This window comes from Rhodospirillales bacterium, assembly GCA_014323865.1.
In the GTDB taxonomy this organism is placed as follows: domain Bacteria; phylum Pseudomonadota; class Alphaproteobacteria; order SP197; family SP197; genus SP197.
Window position 1 is genome coordinate 112,344 of record JACONG010000016.1, and the last position, 16,053, is coordinate 128,396.

General features: G+C 67.3%; 14 protein-coding genes. 12 read left to right on the top strand and 2 right to left on the bottom strand.

Going from position 1 to position 16,053, the window contains the following annotated elements:
* Nucleotides 1-155 precede the first annotated feature (155 nt).
* On the top strand, nucleotides 156-1,436 hold the full coding sequence (locus GDA49_09410) for an MFS transporter (protein ID MBC6440601.1): 1,281 nt from the start codon (nucleotides 156-158) through the stop codon (nucleotides 1,434-1,436).
* 301 nt (nucleotides 1,437-1,737) lie between these two features.
* On the opposite strand, the gene GDA49_09415 is transcribed toward GDA49_09410, so the two are convergent.
* On the bottom strand, nucleotides 1,738-3,015 hold the full coding sequence (locus GDA49_09415; GenBank protein ID MBC6440602.1) for a UbiH/UbiF/VisC/COQ6 family ubiquinone biosynthesis hydroxylase: 1,278 nt from the start codon (nucleotides 3,013-3,015) through the stop codon (nucleotides 1,738-1,740).
* A gap of 159 nt (nucleotides 3,016-3,174) precedes the next feature.
* Here GDA49_09415 and GDA49_09420 point away from each other — a divergent pair, with 159 nt between their 5' ends.
* The 6 genes from GDA49_09420 (at nucleotide 3,175) to GDA49_09445 (ending at nucleotide 10,556) form a co-directional block, all read left to right on the top strand.
* A complete protein-coding gene (locus GDA49_09420; GenBank protein MBC6440603.1) occupies nucleotides 3,175-4,533 on the top strand; it encodes an amidase in 1,359 nt (452 codons plus the stop codon).
* Nucleotides 4,530-4,820, top strand: a complete 291-nt coding sequence (locus GDA49_09425; protein MBC6440604.1) for a hypothetical protein — start codon at nucleotides 4,530-4,532, stop codon at nucleotides 4,818-4,820. The genes GDA49_09420 and GDA49_09425 overlap by 4 nt, the downstream gene beginning before the upstream one ends.
* Nucleotides 4,821-4,830: 10 nt before the next feature.
* Nucleotides 4,831-5,787: a DMT family transporter gene (locus tag GDA49_09430; protein MBC6440605.1), complete on the top strand. Its 957-nt coding sequence runs from the start codon at nucleotides 4,831-4,833 to the stop codon at nucleotides 5,785-5,787.
* Nucleotides 5,784-6,680 carry a DMT family transporter gene (locus tag GDA49_09435; GenBank protein MBC6440606.1) on the top strand — a complete coding sequence of 299 codons (897 nt, stop codon included), beginning with the start codon at nucleotides 5,784-5,786 and terminating at the stop codon, nucleotides 6,678-6,680. Before GDA49_09430 ends, GDA49_09435 begins: the two co-directional genes overlap by 4 nt.
* Before the next feature lie 261 nt (nucleotides 6,681-6,941).
* Nucleotides 6,942-8,141 (top strand): aminotransferase class I/II-fold pyridoxal phosphate-dependent enzyme, encoded by a 1,200-nt coding sequence (locus GDA49_09440; protein ID MBC6440607.1) that lies wholly within the window; start codon nucleotides 6,942-6,944, stop codon nucleotides 8,139-8,141.
* 6 nt (nucleotides 8,142-8,147) lie between these two features.
* Nucleotides 8,148-10,556, top strand: a complete 2,409-nt coding sequence (locus tag GDA49_09445; GenBank protein ID MBC6440608.1) for a DNA translocase FtsK 4TM domain-containing protein — start codon at nucleotides 8,148-8,150, stop codon at nucleotides 10,554-10,556.
* Between the two features lie 132 nt (nucleotides 10,557-10,688).
* On the opposite strand, the gene GDA49_09450 is transcribed toward GDA49_09445, so the two are convergent.
* A complete protein-coding gene (locus tag GDA49_09450) occupies nucleotides 10,689-11,342 on the bottom strand; it encodes a hypothetical protein (GenBank protein ID MBC6440609.1) in 654 nt (217 codons plus the stop codon).
* A 527-nt stretch (nucleotides 11,343-11,869) separates the two neighbouring features.
* Between GDA49_09450 and GDA49_09455 the strand changes: the two genes are divergently transcribed.
* The 5 genes from GDA49_09455 to GDA49_09475 all read left to right on the top strand — a co-directional run bounded on the left by GDA49_09455 (nucleotide 11,870) and on the right by GDA49_09475 (nucleotide 16,020).
* The gene (locus GDA49_09455) at nucleotides 11,870-12,793 is read left to right on the top strand and encodes a sulfite exporter TauE/SafE family protein (protein MBC6440610.1); all 924 of its coding nucleotides are present in this window, start codon (nucleotides 11,870-11,872) and stop codon (nucleotides 12,791-12,793) included.
* 8 nt (nucleotides 12,794-12,801) lie between these two features.
* Entirely contained in the window at nucleotides 12,802-13,551 is a 750-nt protein-coding gene (locus GDA49_09460) for a TIGR02186 family protein (GenBank protein ID MBC6440611.1), read from the top strand.
* 106 nt (nucleotides 13,552-13,657) lie between these two features.
* The gene (locus tag GDA49_09465; protein ID MBC6440612.1) at nucleotides 13,658-14,164 is read left to right on the top strand and encodes a universal stress protein; all 507 of its coding nucleotides are present in this window, start codon (nucleotides 13,658-13,660) and stop codon (nucleotides 14,162-14,164) included.
* A gap of 250 nt (nucleotides 14,165-14,414) precedes the next feature.
* A complete protein-coding gene (locus tag GDA49_09470) occupies nucleotides 14,415-14,969 on the top strand; it encodes a NifU family protein (GenBank protein ID MBC6440613.1) in 555 nt (184 codons plus the stop codon).
* 73 nt (nucleotides 14,970-15,042) lie between these two features.
* Nucleotides 15,043-16,020, top strand: a complete 978-nt coding sequence (locus tag GDA49_09475; protein MBC6440614.1) for a glucosaminidase domain-containing protein — start codon at nucleotides 15,043-15,045, stop codon at nucleotides 16,018-16,020.
* Nucleotides 16,021-16,053: the final 33 nt, after the last annotated feature.

The following is a 16,053-nucleotide window of genomic DNA, read 5'->3' on the forward strand; positions in this document are numbered from 1 at the left end:
CGGCAACGCCCACTGCGCGGCTGCCCAGGTTCACGATATGCCAGGCGTTCACGAACCCATCGTCAGACGCCTACTGGTACATCGGCGAAATGTCGCCGCGCTTCCGGTCGGCGCAATGTCGGTTATGGTGGCGCACCCTTCGGACAGGAATACCGATGACCGCGACACCGCTCGACCGGCCCGGGACCCGCAAGGGGCTCCTCGCCTGGTGCCTGTTCGACTGGGCCAACTCGCCCACGCCCACGGTGGTGATAACCTTCGTCTTCGCGCCCTATTTCGCGCGCGGCATCGTGGGCGACGAAGCCGAAGGCCTGGCGCTGTGGAGCTGGGGCATCGCGGTCTCGGCGCTCATCATCGCCGTGCTTGCGCCGGTCACGGGTGCCGTCGCGGACGCGGCCGGACGCCGCAAGCCCTGGATCCTTGTCTTCACCGTGCTGACCGTGATCGCGACGGCCCTGCTCTGGTTCTGCGCACCCGCTGAGAGCTGGATTTTGCCAACGCTGATCCTTGTGGCGCTGGTCAACATCGGCTTCGAAACCGCAACCGTCTTCTACAACGCCATGCTGCCCGATCTGGCTGACAAGAGGAACATCGGACGGATTTCGGGCTGGTCCTGGGGCCTGGGTTACGCCGGCGGCATCGCCTGTCTGACGCTCGCGCTGGTCGTCTTCATCATGGCCGATCCCGCACCCTTCGGCCTCGACAAGGAGGCCAGCGAACCCCTCCGCGCCGTGGCCCTGCTGGTCGCGCTGTGGCTTGTTGTTTTCGGCTGGCCGCTCTTCGTCTGGACACCCGATCGGCCCGCCGCACGCGCCCCGCTTGGCGACTCCGTGCGGTGCGGCATGAGCCGGCTGGCCGCGACCGCACGCGAGCTGCGCAAGCACCGGGTCATCGTGCGGTTTCTGATCGCCCGCCTGCTCTACATCGACGGCCTCAACACGCTCTTTGCCCTGGGTGGCGTCTATGCCGCCACCGCCTTCGCGATGGACGAGGAGGGCGTGCTGACCTTTGCCATCGCGCTCAACATCACCGCCGGCCTGGGTGCGGCCGCTTTCGCCTGGATGGACGACATCGCAGGCGCCAGGAAGACGCTCATCGTCACGCTCTCCTGCCTCATGGCGGTGAGCCTCGCCATCCTGCTGGTCGAATCGGCGCTCTGGTTCTGGATTCTCGGGCTTGTGCTCGGCATCTTCATCGGGCCCGTGCAGTCGGCCAGCCGCTCGCTCATGGCGCGCCTGGCGCCGCCGGAGATGACTGGCGAGATGTTCGGGTTCTTCGCGCTCTCGGGAAAGCTCACCAGCTTCGCCGGACCGCTGCTCGTCGGCATCGTCGCCTACGCCACCGACAGCCAGCGCCTGGGCATGGCCGTCATCGTCGTGCTGATGACACTGGGACTCTTCGTTCTGCTCAAGGTCCCGGAACCGGGGCGGGGTTAATCCCCGACCGACTGCGCGCGCCACTCCTCGCGGGTGACGCGGTAGCACGGCGTGTCTTGGCCGTAGCACCACATCGTGCCGCGGTCGGAGAACCCGGCTTTCCTCAGCACATGCCTGGTCGGTACGTTCCCCCTCGAAGAAGGTCGCGACAACGCTTCGCAGCGGTGTCTGCTCGAACGCCATATCCACCAGCCTGCGGCAGGTTTCGGTGGCATGACCCTTGCCCCGGGTCCTGCGCTTGAAGCAGTAGCCGATCCCGATCCCACCCTCGGGAAACGCGCCGGGTTCGACGAGGCTGTTGTCAGTGTCGTCGCTGTCGATCGGCAGGGGCAGAAGAAACAGACTGCCCAGCTTCACGGGATATGCTCCAGAGGCCCTGGCCCCGCATCAGGCGGGGCAGCTTGCCGACGGTGCCCATGGCGTGGCGCATGAAGAGGCGCTTGAGCGGCGGCACGCGGTTGACCACCGCGAGACCGAGATCGCGGGCCAGCGCGACCGGCGGGATGGCGTTCGAGAACAGGCGGTTCAGGCTGTCGGTGACCGCGACCATCGTCATCGTGTCCGTACGCCGTCCGCGCGCATAGGTTTCGAGCAGGCTCGCATCGCCGGGCTCCAGGCCCAGCTTGCGCCCGTCGGCCAGAACCTCAGCCAAAACGGCGATGTCGCGGATGCCGAGATTGTAGCCCTGGCCGGCGATCGGGTGGATGCCGTGCGCCGCATCGCCCACCAGCAACAGCCGATCGTCGTGCAGGCTCGAGGCCACGACCAGGTTCAGCGGATAGCTCCAGACCGGTCCGATCACCTCGAGCCCGCCGAGGAAGTCGCCGAAACGCCAGGCGATCTCCTCCAGGAAGCGCGCGTCGTCGAGTTCGAGGACGCGCTGCCCGATGTCGTCCTGTTCGGTCCAGACCAGCGAGGCGGTGTTGCCCGGCAGGGGTAGAATGGCGAACGGGCCGCCCGGCAGAAATCGCTCATGGGCAATGCCCCGGTGCGGTCTGTCGTGACGGATCGTGCACACGATACCGATCTGGCCATAACTCTCGTTGACCGCGCCAATGCCCGCCATAGTCCGCATCGGCGAGGCTTTTCCGTCACAGGCGACCACGAGACGACACCGAACGCGGCCACCGTCATCCAGAACCAGAGTCGCGCCGGCGCTGTCGCGCTCCAGCGCGGCGACTTCGGCGGGCGCGATCATCGTCACGCCACCGCTGCTTTCGACGGCCGCATCGAGCGCGCGGCGGATGAAGCGGTTCTCGAGGATCCAGCCGAGCGGGTGGTCGCCGACCTCGGCGTGATCGTAGTGCAGGAAAAGCGGTGCGTCGCGGTCCGACACGCGTATTTCCAGGATCGGTTGTGCGTGGGGTTCCATGTCCTCCCAGGCACCGAGACCGTCGAGCACCAGCCTGGCGCCGTAGGCGATCGACGAAACGCGGCCGTCGAAGGCGTCCGACAGCGCCGCCCCGGGGCTGCCGCGCTCGATCACGGCTACGCTGAACCCGGCGCGGGCACATGCCAGCGCCGCCGTCATCCCGTTCATGCCGCCGCCCACGACGGCGATATCGAAGCTCTTGCTCATGGCCCCATTCAACACCCGTGTCCGGGGGCCTGTCATCACTGGCCCCCTCACATGTGCGGTGCTAGAGCATATCCCGTTCAGATGGAATCAATCCGAACGGGTGAAGATGCCCCGAGTCTTCAGATGCAGAGCAGACTTGCAACCGGCGGGGAGACGACCGTGACGGCATGGCACGACATGACGGGTCTGGAGCTCGGCACGGGCATCGGCGCAGGCACGATCGATCCCGTCGAACTGGCCGAGGACTTCCTCGCCCGTATCGTCGCGGAAGATCCGGGCAAGCTCGTCTTCATCCGCCTGGCCGAAGACCGCACACGGGCCGAGGCCGAGGCCGCGCGCGCCCGGCAGAAGGCCGGCCTGCGACGCGGTCCGTTGGATGGCGTGCCCGTCTCCTGGAAAGACCTCGCCGATGTCGCCGGCGTCGAAACCACCATGGCGACAACAGCGCTCAAGGGTCGCATCCCCGAGACCGACGCGCTGCTGCTCAACCGCGCGACCCATGCGGGCACCGTCTTCCTTGGCAAGACCAACATGACCGAGTTCGCCTTCTCGGGCCTCGGCATCAACACGACCCACGGCACGCCGGCCAACGCCTGCGATAGCGTGACACCGCGCACCCCGGGCGGCTCGTCGTCGGGTGCGGGCGTGGCAGTGGCACGCGGGCTGGGTCCGATCGCCATCGGCAGCGACACCGGCGGGTCCGTGCGCATCCCCGCCGCGGTCAACGGCGTCGTCGGGCTCAAGACCACGATCGGTGCCCTGCCGCTCGACGGCGTGCTGCCGCTCTCGCCCCTGCTCGATACCATCGGCCCGCTGACCGCCGACACGGCCGACGCCGCCGCGATCTGGTCGGTACTCTCGGGCCGCCCGATGCCGGACCTTTCGGGCACCGACCTCAGGGGCCGTCTCTTCGTCGCCGTCGAGGACTCGCTCTGGTCCGACGTCGATCCCTCCATCGACACGGCCTGCCGCCAGGCCGCCGCCAAACTGGAAGCCGCCGGCGCGACCGTCGAATGGCGCATCGTGCCCGAACTCGACGAGGCGATGGAGGCGATGATCTCGATGGGCGGCCTCGTCACCACCGACGCCTGGTCGTGCTGGTCCGGGACGGTCGAATCCGATCCCGACGCAATCCACAAGTTCATGCTGCCGCGCTTCCGCTCGGGCACGAAGCAGGCGGGGCACGATATCCTGCGCCTGCTGCGCCGGCTCGATGATCTCTCCGCGTCACTCCACCGCAAGCTGGCCGGCTGCGACGCCATGATCGCACCCACCGTGCCGGTCATGCAGTCGGCCATCGCCGATCTGCTCGACGACGAAAAGGCCTACACCCGCGCCAACGTCATGAACCTCCGCAACACGACGCCCGGCAACCTGACCAGGCTCTGCGCGCTGACCCTGCCCTGCGGCACCGACGACCTCGGCATACCCGCGGGCCTGATGCTCATGCAGCGGCCGCACCAGGAAGAGGCACTGCTGCGCCTCGGTGTCGCGGTCGAGGCGGCCTTCGGGGGATGAGCGATCCCAACGAACCCGACAACAATGCGAGGCTGCGACTGCGCGATATCCTGGCAGTGGTCGGCTCGATCAAGGCCTGTGCCCATGCGCCGGTCTCGTGGCTGGTGCCGTTCGCGTTCCTGCCCTTGCCGTTGCTCCCGGGCGGCGGTCTGCTGTTCGGCCAGTCGATGCCCATGCCGATGATGATCGGCTTGGCTGCGGTCATTCCGGTCTGGGCCCTTCTGGCCCTGCGCGAGATCGTTCTGGTGCGTCGGGCGTACCATGGCATGTTGGCGCGTTTCGACTGATGCAGGCGTCATGACGTCACCCAACACCGGCACGCCGGCCGATCCCCGCATCGAAGCGGCGCGGGAGTATGCGGAGCCGGGCGAACCGAAGCGGTCGGGCGGCATGCATCCGCATGTCCTCGGCATCCTGCTGGTCATCCTCGGTCTGGCGCTGATCAGCACCTCCGATGCGATCGCCAAATGGACCATCAAGGACCTGCCGACCTACACGGTGATCATGGCGCAGGCGCTCGGCCTCATCGTGCTGGGCGGGATCGTGGCGAAGGAACCGAACCCCGCCGTGCTGATCCGGACGCCCGATCCCCGGTGGCAGATCGCACGCTCGGTCTGCCAGCTCGGCAGCGGACTGGCGTTCTACGCCGGGCTGCAGGTGCTGCAGTTCGCCGAGGTCGTGGCGATCCTCTTTGTCGGTCCGCTGATCGTGACCGCCATGGCGCACATCTTCCTGGGCGAGCACGTCGGACCGCGCCGCTGGGCCGCCTGCTGGGTCGGGCTCGTCGGCGGGCTGATCATCGTGCGGCCGGGCACCGACGTGATGGGCTGGGCGGCGATCTGGCCCGTGCTGGCGGTGACCTTCTGGTCGATCTACATCGTCATCACGCGAAAGATTTCGCCGCGCAACAGCACCGGCAACATGATGCTCTGGGCCTCGGTGGTGCCGCTGCTCGCGATGGCGGTCGTCGTGCCGCTGACCTGGGAGGTCCCGACGATCTGGCAGTGGGTCGGCCTTGTGGGCATCGCCTTTCTCTCGGCCGCCAGCAACGGCGTCACGATCCATGGCTACGGCATGGCGCCGGCATCGCTGCTCGCACCCTTCACCTATCTCGAGATCGTCGGCGCAACGCTCTTCGGCTGGTTCATCTGGCAGGAGTTCCCCGACGTCTGGACCTGGGTGGGTGCTGCCATCATTGTCGCTGCCGGACTCTACGTTCTCAGGCGCGAGACCAGGGCTGCGAAACAGACATGAGCGTGCGCACGACCGCGGACACGAGCCAGGCCGTGCTGCCCGGCATCGCGCTCTACATGGTCGCGCTCACCGGCGTGATCGGCGCCACCACGGTCGGCAAGATCGTGATCGACACGATGACGGTCTGGCAGATCGTGCTGGCCCAGATGCTGGGGCTCCTGGTGGCCGGATTCGTCTTCGGCCGCACGCTCAACATCATCCGCCTGCTGCGCACCAACCATCCGTTCATCCAGATCGCGCGCACGTTCTGCCAGTTCGGTGCCGTGGTCTGTTTCTATCACGGCCTGCCCCACCTGCCGCTGGCCGACATCACCGGGATCATGCTGCTGCTGCCGCTGGTCATCACGGCGCTGGCCGCCCTGTTGCTGGGCGAGCAGGTCGGCTGGCGTCGCTGGACCGCCTGTGTCACCGGTCTGCTGGGCGCCTTCCTGATCGCCAGGCCCGGCATGCCCGGGACCGATCCCGGGGCGCTGTGGCCCTTCGGCACCGTCGTGCTGTTTGCCTTTTACACGGTGCTGACGCGCAAGGTGTCGGCCGACGATCCCGCACCCAACTCCATGGTCTGGGCAGCACTGGCCACGGTAACCGTGCTGGCCCTGGCGAGCCCGAACTACTGGGAGGCGCCTTCGGGATCGGAATGGCTCGGGCTGGTCGGCATCGCGGTCTTCTCCGGCGTGGCGAACAGCGCACGCATCAAGGCGCTGGGGTTGGCGCCGGCCTCGGTGCTGGCGCCCTTTGGCCATACCCAGATCGTGACCGCGACGCTGGTCGGGCTGGTGGTCTTCGATGACCTTCCCGATGCGCTGTCCTTCGCCGGCATCGGCATCATCGTGGGCGCCGGCCTCTATGTCTGGCATCGCGAACGGGTGCGCGGCGCGGCGGCCCAGGCATGAGCGACCGGCCCGGCCTCGGCGGGATCGGGATCGGGCTTGACTGTATCAACCCGTACTGAAGCGCACTGACGCGTATTGACGTCGCACTGGCGCCCCGCAGAGCTGGCCGGCAAGGCTGGACCGCGGGTGGGTCCTTGCACGATGTCTGCTTGAGGCCCTTTCGCAACAACGACATGGAATTGTGCGACTCAAAACGAGATTTTGCCTTTCTCATGGGTTCAGGTTAAGCTTGTTGCCTGCCGTTGCATCGACAGGTGAACCGTGATCAGCGACAAGCTCGACGATCTTCAGGACTATCCGTTCTGGCGCCTCAATGCCCTTCTGGAGGGTATTCCGCTGCCAGAAGGCGAAACCGAGGCGATCCCGATGTGGATCGGCGAGCCGAGGCACGGCGTGCCCGGGATTGCGCGGGCCCCGCTGCAGGGCAGTTTCGACGGCTATGGCATCTATCCTCCGGTCGAGGGCACACCTGCGGTGCGCCGGACCATGACGGCATGGCTCAACCGTCGCTACGGCCTGCCCGACAACCTGATCGACCCGGATCGTTCGATGCTGCCGGTCCAGGGCACCCGCGAGGGTCTCTTCATGATCGCGCTGGCCGCCGTGCCGCGCGCCAGCGGTGGCAAGGTACCGGCGGCCCTGATGCCCAACCCGTTCTACCAGCCCTACAAGGGCGGGGCAGTGGCGGCCGGCGCGGAGCCCGTCTTCCTGTCGTGCACGGCCGAGACCAACTTCCTGCCCGATCTCGACCGGACCGAACCCGCGCTGCTCGACCGCGCGGCAATCTTCTATCTCTGCTCGCCCGCCAACCCGCAGGGCACGGTGGCCGATCTCGCCTACTACCGGCGCGCTGTCGATCTTGCGCGCAGGCACGATTTCCTGCTGGTCTCCGACGAGTGTTACGCCGAGATCTACGATCGTGCGCCGCCGCCGGGCGTGATGCAGATCTGCGCCGAGGACAACGACCTCTCGAATGTCGTCTGTTTCCACTCGCTCTCGAAGCGCTCCAGCGTGCCGGGTCTGCGCCACGGCTTCGTCGCGGGCGATCCCGAATTTCTGGCGGCGTTCCTGCGCCTCAGAAAGTACGCCGCGGCCTCAAGTGCCATGGCGCAGTATGCCGCCGCCGCCGTGCTCTGGTCCGACGAGGCGCATGTGTCGGAGAACCGTCGCCTCTACCGTGAAAAGATCGACATGGCCGAGCGCATTCTGGGCAACCGCTTCGGGTTCTTCCGTCCGCCGGGCGGCTTCTTTCTCTGGCTCGATGTCGGCGACGGCGTCGAAGCGGCCAGGCGCCTGTGGGGCGAGGCCGCCGTCAAGGTCCTGCCCGGACGCTATCTGGCGGAAGACCTGCCCGACGGCTCCAACGCGGCGGCCGCCTACATCCGGGTCGCGCTGGTGAGCGATCCCGAAACCACGGGGACCGGGCTGACACGTATCGCCGAGACCCTCGGCCAGAGGTAATCCATCATGGCCACACGCAACGCACCCGCCCCTTCCTTCCGGCTCCTGTCCTTCCGGCTTCTGCCGCCCGGGGCCGCGGCCTGGCTGCTCCGGCGCGGCGCCGAGATACTCGGGATCGCTCTCGCGCTCGGTGCGGGCTGGCTGCTGATCGCCCTGGCAACCTGGGATGGTGCCGATCCCTCGTTCGGTCACGCCACCACGGCCGAGGCGCTCAACACCGCAGGCCGGTTCGGTGCCTTCGCCTCCGATCTCGTCTTCACCTGGGTCGGGGTGCCCGGCTTCCTGCCCGTTCTCGTGTTCTGCGCATGGGCGCGGCGGCTCACGGTGCGTCACGCGTTGCCCCATCCGATGTGGCGGGCTGTCTCCATTCCGCTTGCCGTGCTTTTCCTGGCGCCCGCGCTTGAGTTTGCCGGCTGGCCCGGTGCGACGAGCCTGCCCGCCGGTCCCGGCGGTCTGACAGGCGTGCTGATCGCCGGCCAGATTGCCGACCTTGCCTTCGTGCAGGGTATCGCCGTCGGCTGGGTCGTCCTTGCGCTCGGCATTCCCGGTGTCGTCTTTGCGGCCTTTGCGACCGCCCTGCCCTGGACCGACGTCGCCACCATGGGCCGGGGCCTGAAGGCGTGCGGTGTCTGGCTGATCGCCAGCCTTCGTGAAGGCCTGCCGCATCTCCATGCCGGCACGGCCTCGGGCATTGCCTTCCTGCGCGAGCGCCTGCGCCGCGCACCCTTGCCCGACGAGGACGGCGAGGACATCGTGCCGGAACCCGCGGCCCCGAAGGCCGCACCGAAGCAGGGCGCCCGGAGCCGCGTGCAGCAGCGCGCCGATACGCCCGGGAAGACGAAGCGCAAGAAGCCCGTGCAGCAGACCTTCGCCTTCGATCCCGATGCCGCGTTCACGCTGCCGCCGAACGCGCTGCTGGTCGATGTCGATCCCTCGACCCGCAAGAAGATCGATGAGGAGGGCCTGGAGCAGAACGCCCGCATGCTCGAGGGCGTGCTGGGTGACTTCGGAATCCGCGGCGAAATCGTCGACGTGCGCCCCGGGCCGGTCGTCACGCTCTACGAACTCGAGCCTGAGGCCGGCATCCGCGCGAACCGCGTGATCGGCCTGGCCGACGACATCGCCCGCAACATGTCGGCGATTTCGGCCCGCGTCGCCGTGGTGCCCGGGCGAACCGTGCTCGGCATCGAACTGCCAAACGCCGACCGGGAGATGGTTGCCCTGCGCGAACTGATGGAGACCAGGGACTTCACCAGGCAAGGCATGAGGCTGCCGATTGCGCTGGGCAAGCAGATCTCCGGCGTGCCCGTGGTCGAGGACCTTGCCAACATGCCGCATCTCCTGGTCGCGGGCACGACGGGCTCGGGCAAGTCGGTCGCGGTCAACGCCATGATCCTCTCGCTGCTCTACCGCATGACACCCGATCAGTGCCGCCTGATCATGATCGATCCGAAAATGCTGGAGCTCAGCGTCTACGACGACATCCCGCATCTCCTGACGCCGGTCGTCACCGAGCCCGGCAAGGCGGTGATGGCGCTCAAATGGACCGTGCGCGAGATGGAGCAGCGCTATCGCGCCATGCAGAAGATCGGCGTGCGCAACATCGACGGTTTCAACAAGCGTGTCGCCGAGGCCCAGGCCAAGGGGTCCGCGCTGACCCGCACCGTGCAGACCGGCTTCAACGCCGAATCCGGCGAACCTGTCTTCGAGGACGAGGTCATCGCCGAAAAGCCGCTGCCCTATATCGTCGTGGTGGTCGACGAGATGGCCGACCTCATGCTGGTCGCCGGCCGCGATATCGAGGGTGCGATCCAGCGTCTGGCCCAGATGGCGCGCGCCGCGGGCATCCATCTCATCATGGCAACGCAGCGTCCTTCGGTCGACGTCATCACCGGCACGATCAAGGCCAACTTCCCGAGCCGCATCAGCTTCCATGTCACCTCGAAGATCGACAGCCGCACGATCATCGGCGAGCAGGGCGCCGAACAGCTCCTGGGCAAGGGCGACATGCTCTTCATGCGCGGCGGCGGCCGCCTGACCCGCATCCACGGCCCCTTCGTCTCCGACGAGGAGGTCCAGCAGGTCGCCGAGTTCCTGCGCCGCCAGGGCGGGCCCGAGTACATCGAATCGGTCACCGAGGAGGCCTTCGACGCCGGTGGCGGCGATCCCGGCGGCTGCGAGAGCGGCGCCGATGGCAAGGACCGGCAGCTCTACGATCAGGCCGTCTTCCTTGTCACCAGGGAACAGAAGGCCTCGACCAGCTTCATCCAGCGCCACCTCAAGATCGGCTACAACCGGGCGGCCACCATCATCGAGCAGATGGAACGCAACGGCGTCGTCAGCGCCGCCAACCACGTCGGCAAACGCGAGGTGCTCGCCGCCAGCCCGCCGGAACTCCAGGCATCGGATGCGTGACCGGACCGGCGGGTGCCAGCGCGGCACCGTGCGGGGGTGTCCGACGGACCCGGGCGTTCGATTTACGGAAATGGGATGATCCGGGGGATGATCCGGGACTTGGCGGGTTGTTCCGGGATGTGTCGGCGTCGATCATCGGTCCGCCTCGCGGTCGGTGCGCTTGCCGATCTGGCGTGCGCCGAACCACCACAGCACGGTGGTCGTGGTGAGATACAGAATGGTGTCGATGACGCGGGAGTGAATGTTGATCTCGGTCGTACCACCGCCGGGCGGCGTGATATTGGTCACATAACCGCCGTCCAGCGTAAAATAGACTATGGCGGTCAGCCCGAGGAAGGCTACGGTCAGCAGCGGGCGCAGCAGGCCGCGGATGACATTGACAAAGACCATAGACGGGACCATGGCCGGGCCGTCGCCGGGCCGCGACCAGCGCAGCCCGGGCTCTTCATGGGACGCCTTCAGGGCGGCGAGCTCGTCTTGCATCCTGGCGTTCTCGGCCTTGAGCTCGTCCTGGATCCTGACGATCTCGGCTCTGAGCTCGTCTCGCATCCTGTCGTTCTCGTCCTTGAGATTGTCTTGCATCCTGGCCAGCTGGGCCTCGATCGTAGCCCCGCGCTCGGCCAGGGCGGCCCTGGCTCGATGGAGCTCCAGATCGTGCCTGCGCACCCTGATCTCCTGCCTGTGACGCTGACGTGCCTGAAAGTAGTCCGTGGCGGCGCTGACAAACGTGCCGAGCAGGCCCGTGGCACCGCCGGTGATGAGGGCGGTCAGAGTGTCATCTATCATGATACGACCTCCGGGATGAAGGAGGCGGCAGCACCATCACATGCAGCCGCACATGAAGCCGCACGTCGCGGGCGGTATCGCGGTGAAGGGTGCCGAGGGGGTCCATGGTTCAGGAATACCATGCCGGCCCGGAGGCTGACAAACGCCGATGTGTCGCTTTGCCTTCCGGACCCTCGCCGCCGGGTCGTCGATGCGATCGAGGGTGGCCTGTCGGCGTCTGCGGCGGTGGTGCGAGAGGGGCTCGCCGGTGCCCGAACGGCAGGGCCGGGATGGCGTTCGGGATGACATTCTCCGGGCTCAAGGCCCTGCTCCGAAAGGCTGCCGCAGCGGGACAGGATCAACGATCAACACGATCAGATTGAAGACACTCCGGCAAGGCCCGCAGAGGAAGCCGGTTCGGCAAGACTTGTGTGGCGTGCTTGCGTGACATACTTGCGTGATGTCAGGGATTTCGCGGGGTTTCCGCTTGTTCGGCGGCCTTTCGAGGCGCACAAGGGTCGGGTTCCTTCCGTTCCGCGGGATCAGCCATGTTCCAGATCTACCTGCCGATTGCAGAGATGTCCGTCGATATCCTCCTGCTGCTCGGCATGGGCGGAGCGGTGGGCTTCCTGTCGGGCCTGTTCGGTGTCGGCGGCGGTTTCCTGATGACGCCGCTGCTGATCTTCATCGGCGTGCCGCCGCCCGTGGCGGTGGGCTCGGAGGTCAACCAGGTGGTCGCGGCCTCGGTCTCGGGCTTCATGGCGCACTGGCGACGACGCCAGGTCGATTTCAAGATGGGCAGCGTGCTGCTGGTCGGCGGCATGGCCGGCTCGGCCTTCGGTGTCTGGCTGTTCGGACTGCTCCGGCAGCTGGGCCAGATCGACCTTGTGATTTCGGTCTCCTATGTCGTGATGCTGGGTGCCATCGGTTTGCTGATGATGGTCGAGTCGGTGCGCGCGATCCTGCGCCGCAAGGACGGTGCCGCACCCCGCAGGAAGGCGCACATCCACCGCTGGGGCCACGGCCTGCCGTTCAAGATGCGCTTCCGCGCGTCACGGCTCTACATCAGCGCGATCATGCCGATCCTGCTGGGCTTCCTGGTCGGCGTGCTGGCCGCGATCATGGGTGTCGGCGGGGGCTTCCTGCTGGTTCCCGCCATGATCTACCTGCTCGGCATGCCGGTTTCGATCGTGATCGGCACCTCGCTCTTCCAGATCACCTTCGTCACGGCCGTCGCGACCTTCCTGCACGCCACCAGCACCCAGACCGTCGATGTCGTGCTCGCCGGTCTGCTCACGCTGGGGGCCGTGATCGGTGCGCAGTTCGGCACACGGGTCGGCGCGGAGCTGCGCGGCGAGGAGCTGCGCGGATTGCTGGCGCTGGTCGTGCTCGGGGTCTGCGGCACCCTGGTCTACCGGCTGGTTTCGGAGCCATCGAGCCTCTACAGCCTTGCCGTGGTGGGGCTGCATTGAGGCGGCTTGTGCTCATCACCGCCCTTGCGGCGCTTCTCGCCGTGCCCGGCGCACCCGCCCGGGCCCAGGAGCTGATCGCCGATCTGTCGCGCCATCTGATCCAGATCACCTCGGATTTCACCGGCACGGAGCTGCTCGTCTTCGGCGCTATCGAGAGCGGGGGCGAGAGCGGGGGCGGGGGCGATGTGGTGGTCATCGTGCGTGGCCCGCGCGAGGCGCTGGTGGTGCGCAAGAAGGACCGGGTGATGGGCATCTGGATCAACACCGAATCCGCCCGTTTCCATTCGGTTCCGACCTTCTACGGCATCGCCTCGACAAGACCGCTCGACGAGATCGGCGCGCCGGAGATGCGCCGGCTGATGGAGATCGGCCTCGATGGCCTCCGGCTCACACCCGACGAGGCGCTGACGCCCGAGGAAGCCGAGGAGTTCCGGATGGCGCTGATCGCACTGCAGCAGTCCGAGGGGCTCTACCCGACCGAACCCGACACGATCAATGTCGTGGGCGGGCGCCTGTTCCGGGCCGTCATCCCGTTCCCCGCCAGCGTGCCGGTCGGCACCTATATCGCCGACACCTTCCTGATCCGGGACGGCGAGATTGTCGCCGCGCAGTCGTCGCCGCTCACGGTTGACAAGGCAGGCTTCGGTGCCGACATCTTCGACTTCGCCCACCGGCAAGCGGCGCTCTACGGCATTCTTGCCGTCATCGCCGCTGTTCTGGCAGGCTTGGCGGGCAATGCCCTGTTCCGGCGCCCCTGATGGGGTGCCCCCGATCAAGTGCCATTGGTCGGGTGCCACTGGATCGGGCGGCGGAGATCGCCCGGCAGCGAACAACCCGAACGGAGTGACATGACCGATACGTGACATGACCGATACAGGCACCAGCACGGACCCGCGCGCCGACCATGTCGCCGGTGAGGTCAAGTTTCTCGTCTGCGTCGACGGCTCCCCGCCGAGCAGGGTGGCGACGCATTACGCCTGCCGCCGCGCCAGGACCACCAACGGCCGCGTCGCCCTGCTGCATGTCGTCCAGCCGGTCGACTTCCGCCAGTGGTCGGGCGTCGAGGAGATGATGCGCGAGGAACGCCGCGGCGAAGCCGAGGACCTGCTCAACGCCATCGCCGCCGACGTCAACGGCTGGGCCGGGGTGATGCCGGAACTCATGGTGCGCGAGGGCCGTATCGGCGACGAGGTTCTGGGCGCCATCGACGACGACCCCACGATCGACCTGCTGTGCGTCGGCTCCAATCCGGAAGAAGGCCGCGGCAGGCTGGTCTCCTTCCTCGCCGGCCATCTGGCGGGCCGCCTGACGATCCCCCTGGTCGTGGTCCCGGGGACGCTGACCGACGAGACGATCATCAACATCACCTAGCGCCGGTGCGTCCCGGCGAAGCCTGCGGCTTCGCTTTTTTCCTGTTCCCTCAGTCGCCGGGCGCGTGCTCCGCACGCTTGGCTTTCGCCGCTGGCGCGGCGGGGACGCGGGGGTGTGCATGTCAGCCATGCGTCGTCCGGCTTGACCGGGTGACGGCGATCACTATGTTGACGTGGACCGGGTCGGGACCGGGTTGCCCCTGTTTCGGGGACATCGTTCCGACAGGAGCGCCGGGAAACGGGAGACGACGGTGTTTATCCAGACCGAAGACACGCCCAATCCGCTGACCCTGAAGTACCTTCCGGGCCGGGCCGTGATGGCGCAGGGCACAGCCGATTTTACCGATCGGGCCGATGCCGGGCGTTCGCCGCTGGCCCATCGCCTGTTCGACGTCGAAGGTGTCGACGGCGTTTTCCTAGGCAGCGATTTCATCTCTGTCACCAGGACCGAGGCGGCCGACTGGCAGGTCATGAAGCCTGCCATTCTGGGCGTCATCATGGAGCACTTCATCGCCGGACGCCCGGTGATCGACAGCGACGACGCCGCGGCCGAGGAGAGCTTCTCCGAGAACGACGCCGAGATCGTCGGCCAGATCAAGGAACTGCTCGACACCCGGGTCCGCCCGGCGGTCGCACAGGACGGCGGCGACATCGTGTTCCGATCCTACGACAAGGGCATCGTTTCCCTCACCATGCAGGGTGCCTGCCAAGGCTGCCCCAGCTCCGCAATGACCCTGAAAATGGGCATCGAGAACCTTCTGAAACACTATATTCCCGAAGTCGTCGAGGTCCGCCCGGTCATGTGACCGCGGGCCACGCCGCGCCGTTGGAGGACGGGCGTGGCGCGGACGATACGGGCTGCCCGGGGGCTGCCTCATCATGCACAGGATTGCACTCTCCGGTGTGGCCGTGCTGGCCGCCTTGCTTGTGCCGTTCGAAGCGCGCACCACCTCGGTCGGCGGGGCCGCTCATGACAGGGCTGCCGCCGACGGGGCCGCCCATGGCGCGACGATCCGCCCGGTTCCGAGCGAAATCCGGCTGCCCGTGGAGACGCGGAGCACCACACCGGTGCCGGGCGCGGTGAGCGAGACCGGGGCCCTTGCGGTTGATGCCGCCCTGACCCAAGCCGGGCTGACGGTGGATGCCGTGCGCGAGGGCGATTCGCTCGTGCCGCGCGTCTACGTCGCCGCCATGCCCCGGGATATGGCCGAGATCGGCCAGGCCGCCGACAGGAAACGCATCTTCATCAAGGTGATGCTGCCGCTGGTGCTCGACGCCAACGAGCGCATTCTCGCCGACCGCGCGCGGCTGCTCCATCTCAAGGACAGGGTCGACATGGGCCGGGTGCCCAGCGCCGAAGAGCAGGCCTGGATCGACGAGCTCGCCGCGCTCTACTACGTCGACGACGGCGACCTCCACGAGCTGGCGCGCCGGGTCGACGCGATCCCCGCATCCCTGGCGCTCGCCCAGTCGGCGCTGGAGTCCGGCTGGGGCACGTCGCGTTTTGTCCATGAAGGCAACGCGGTGTTCGGCCAGCGCTCCTGGAATGCCGACGACGGCATCGTTCCCGGGGCACGTCCGCCCGGTGAGACCCATGTGGTCAAGTCGTTCGACGGCCTGAAGGACTCGGTCTTCGCCTATCTGGTGAACCTGAACCGCCATCCCGCCTACGAGCATCTGCGCGCGATGCGTGTCGGTCTCCATGCCCGGGGCGAGACACTCGACGGCTGGACCCTGGCCGGCGGTCTCGACGAATACGCCGAGGCGCCCGGGTATGTCGATCTGATCCGCTCGGTGATCCGTCAGAACGACCTGACCGATTTCGACAGCGCGCGTCTGGCCGACCTCGCGATTTGATCGGATCAGGCCTGACTCGGCGGGATCCGGTGG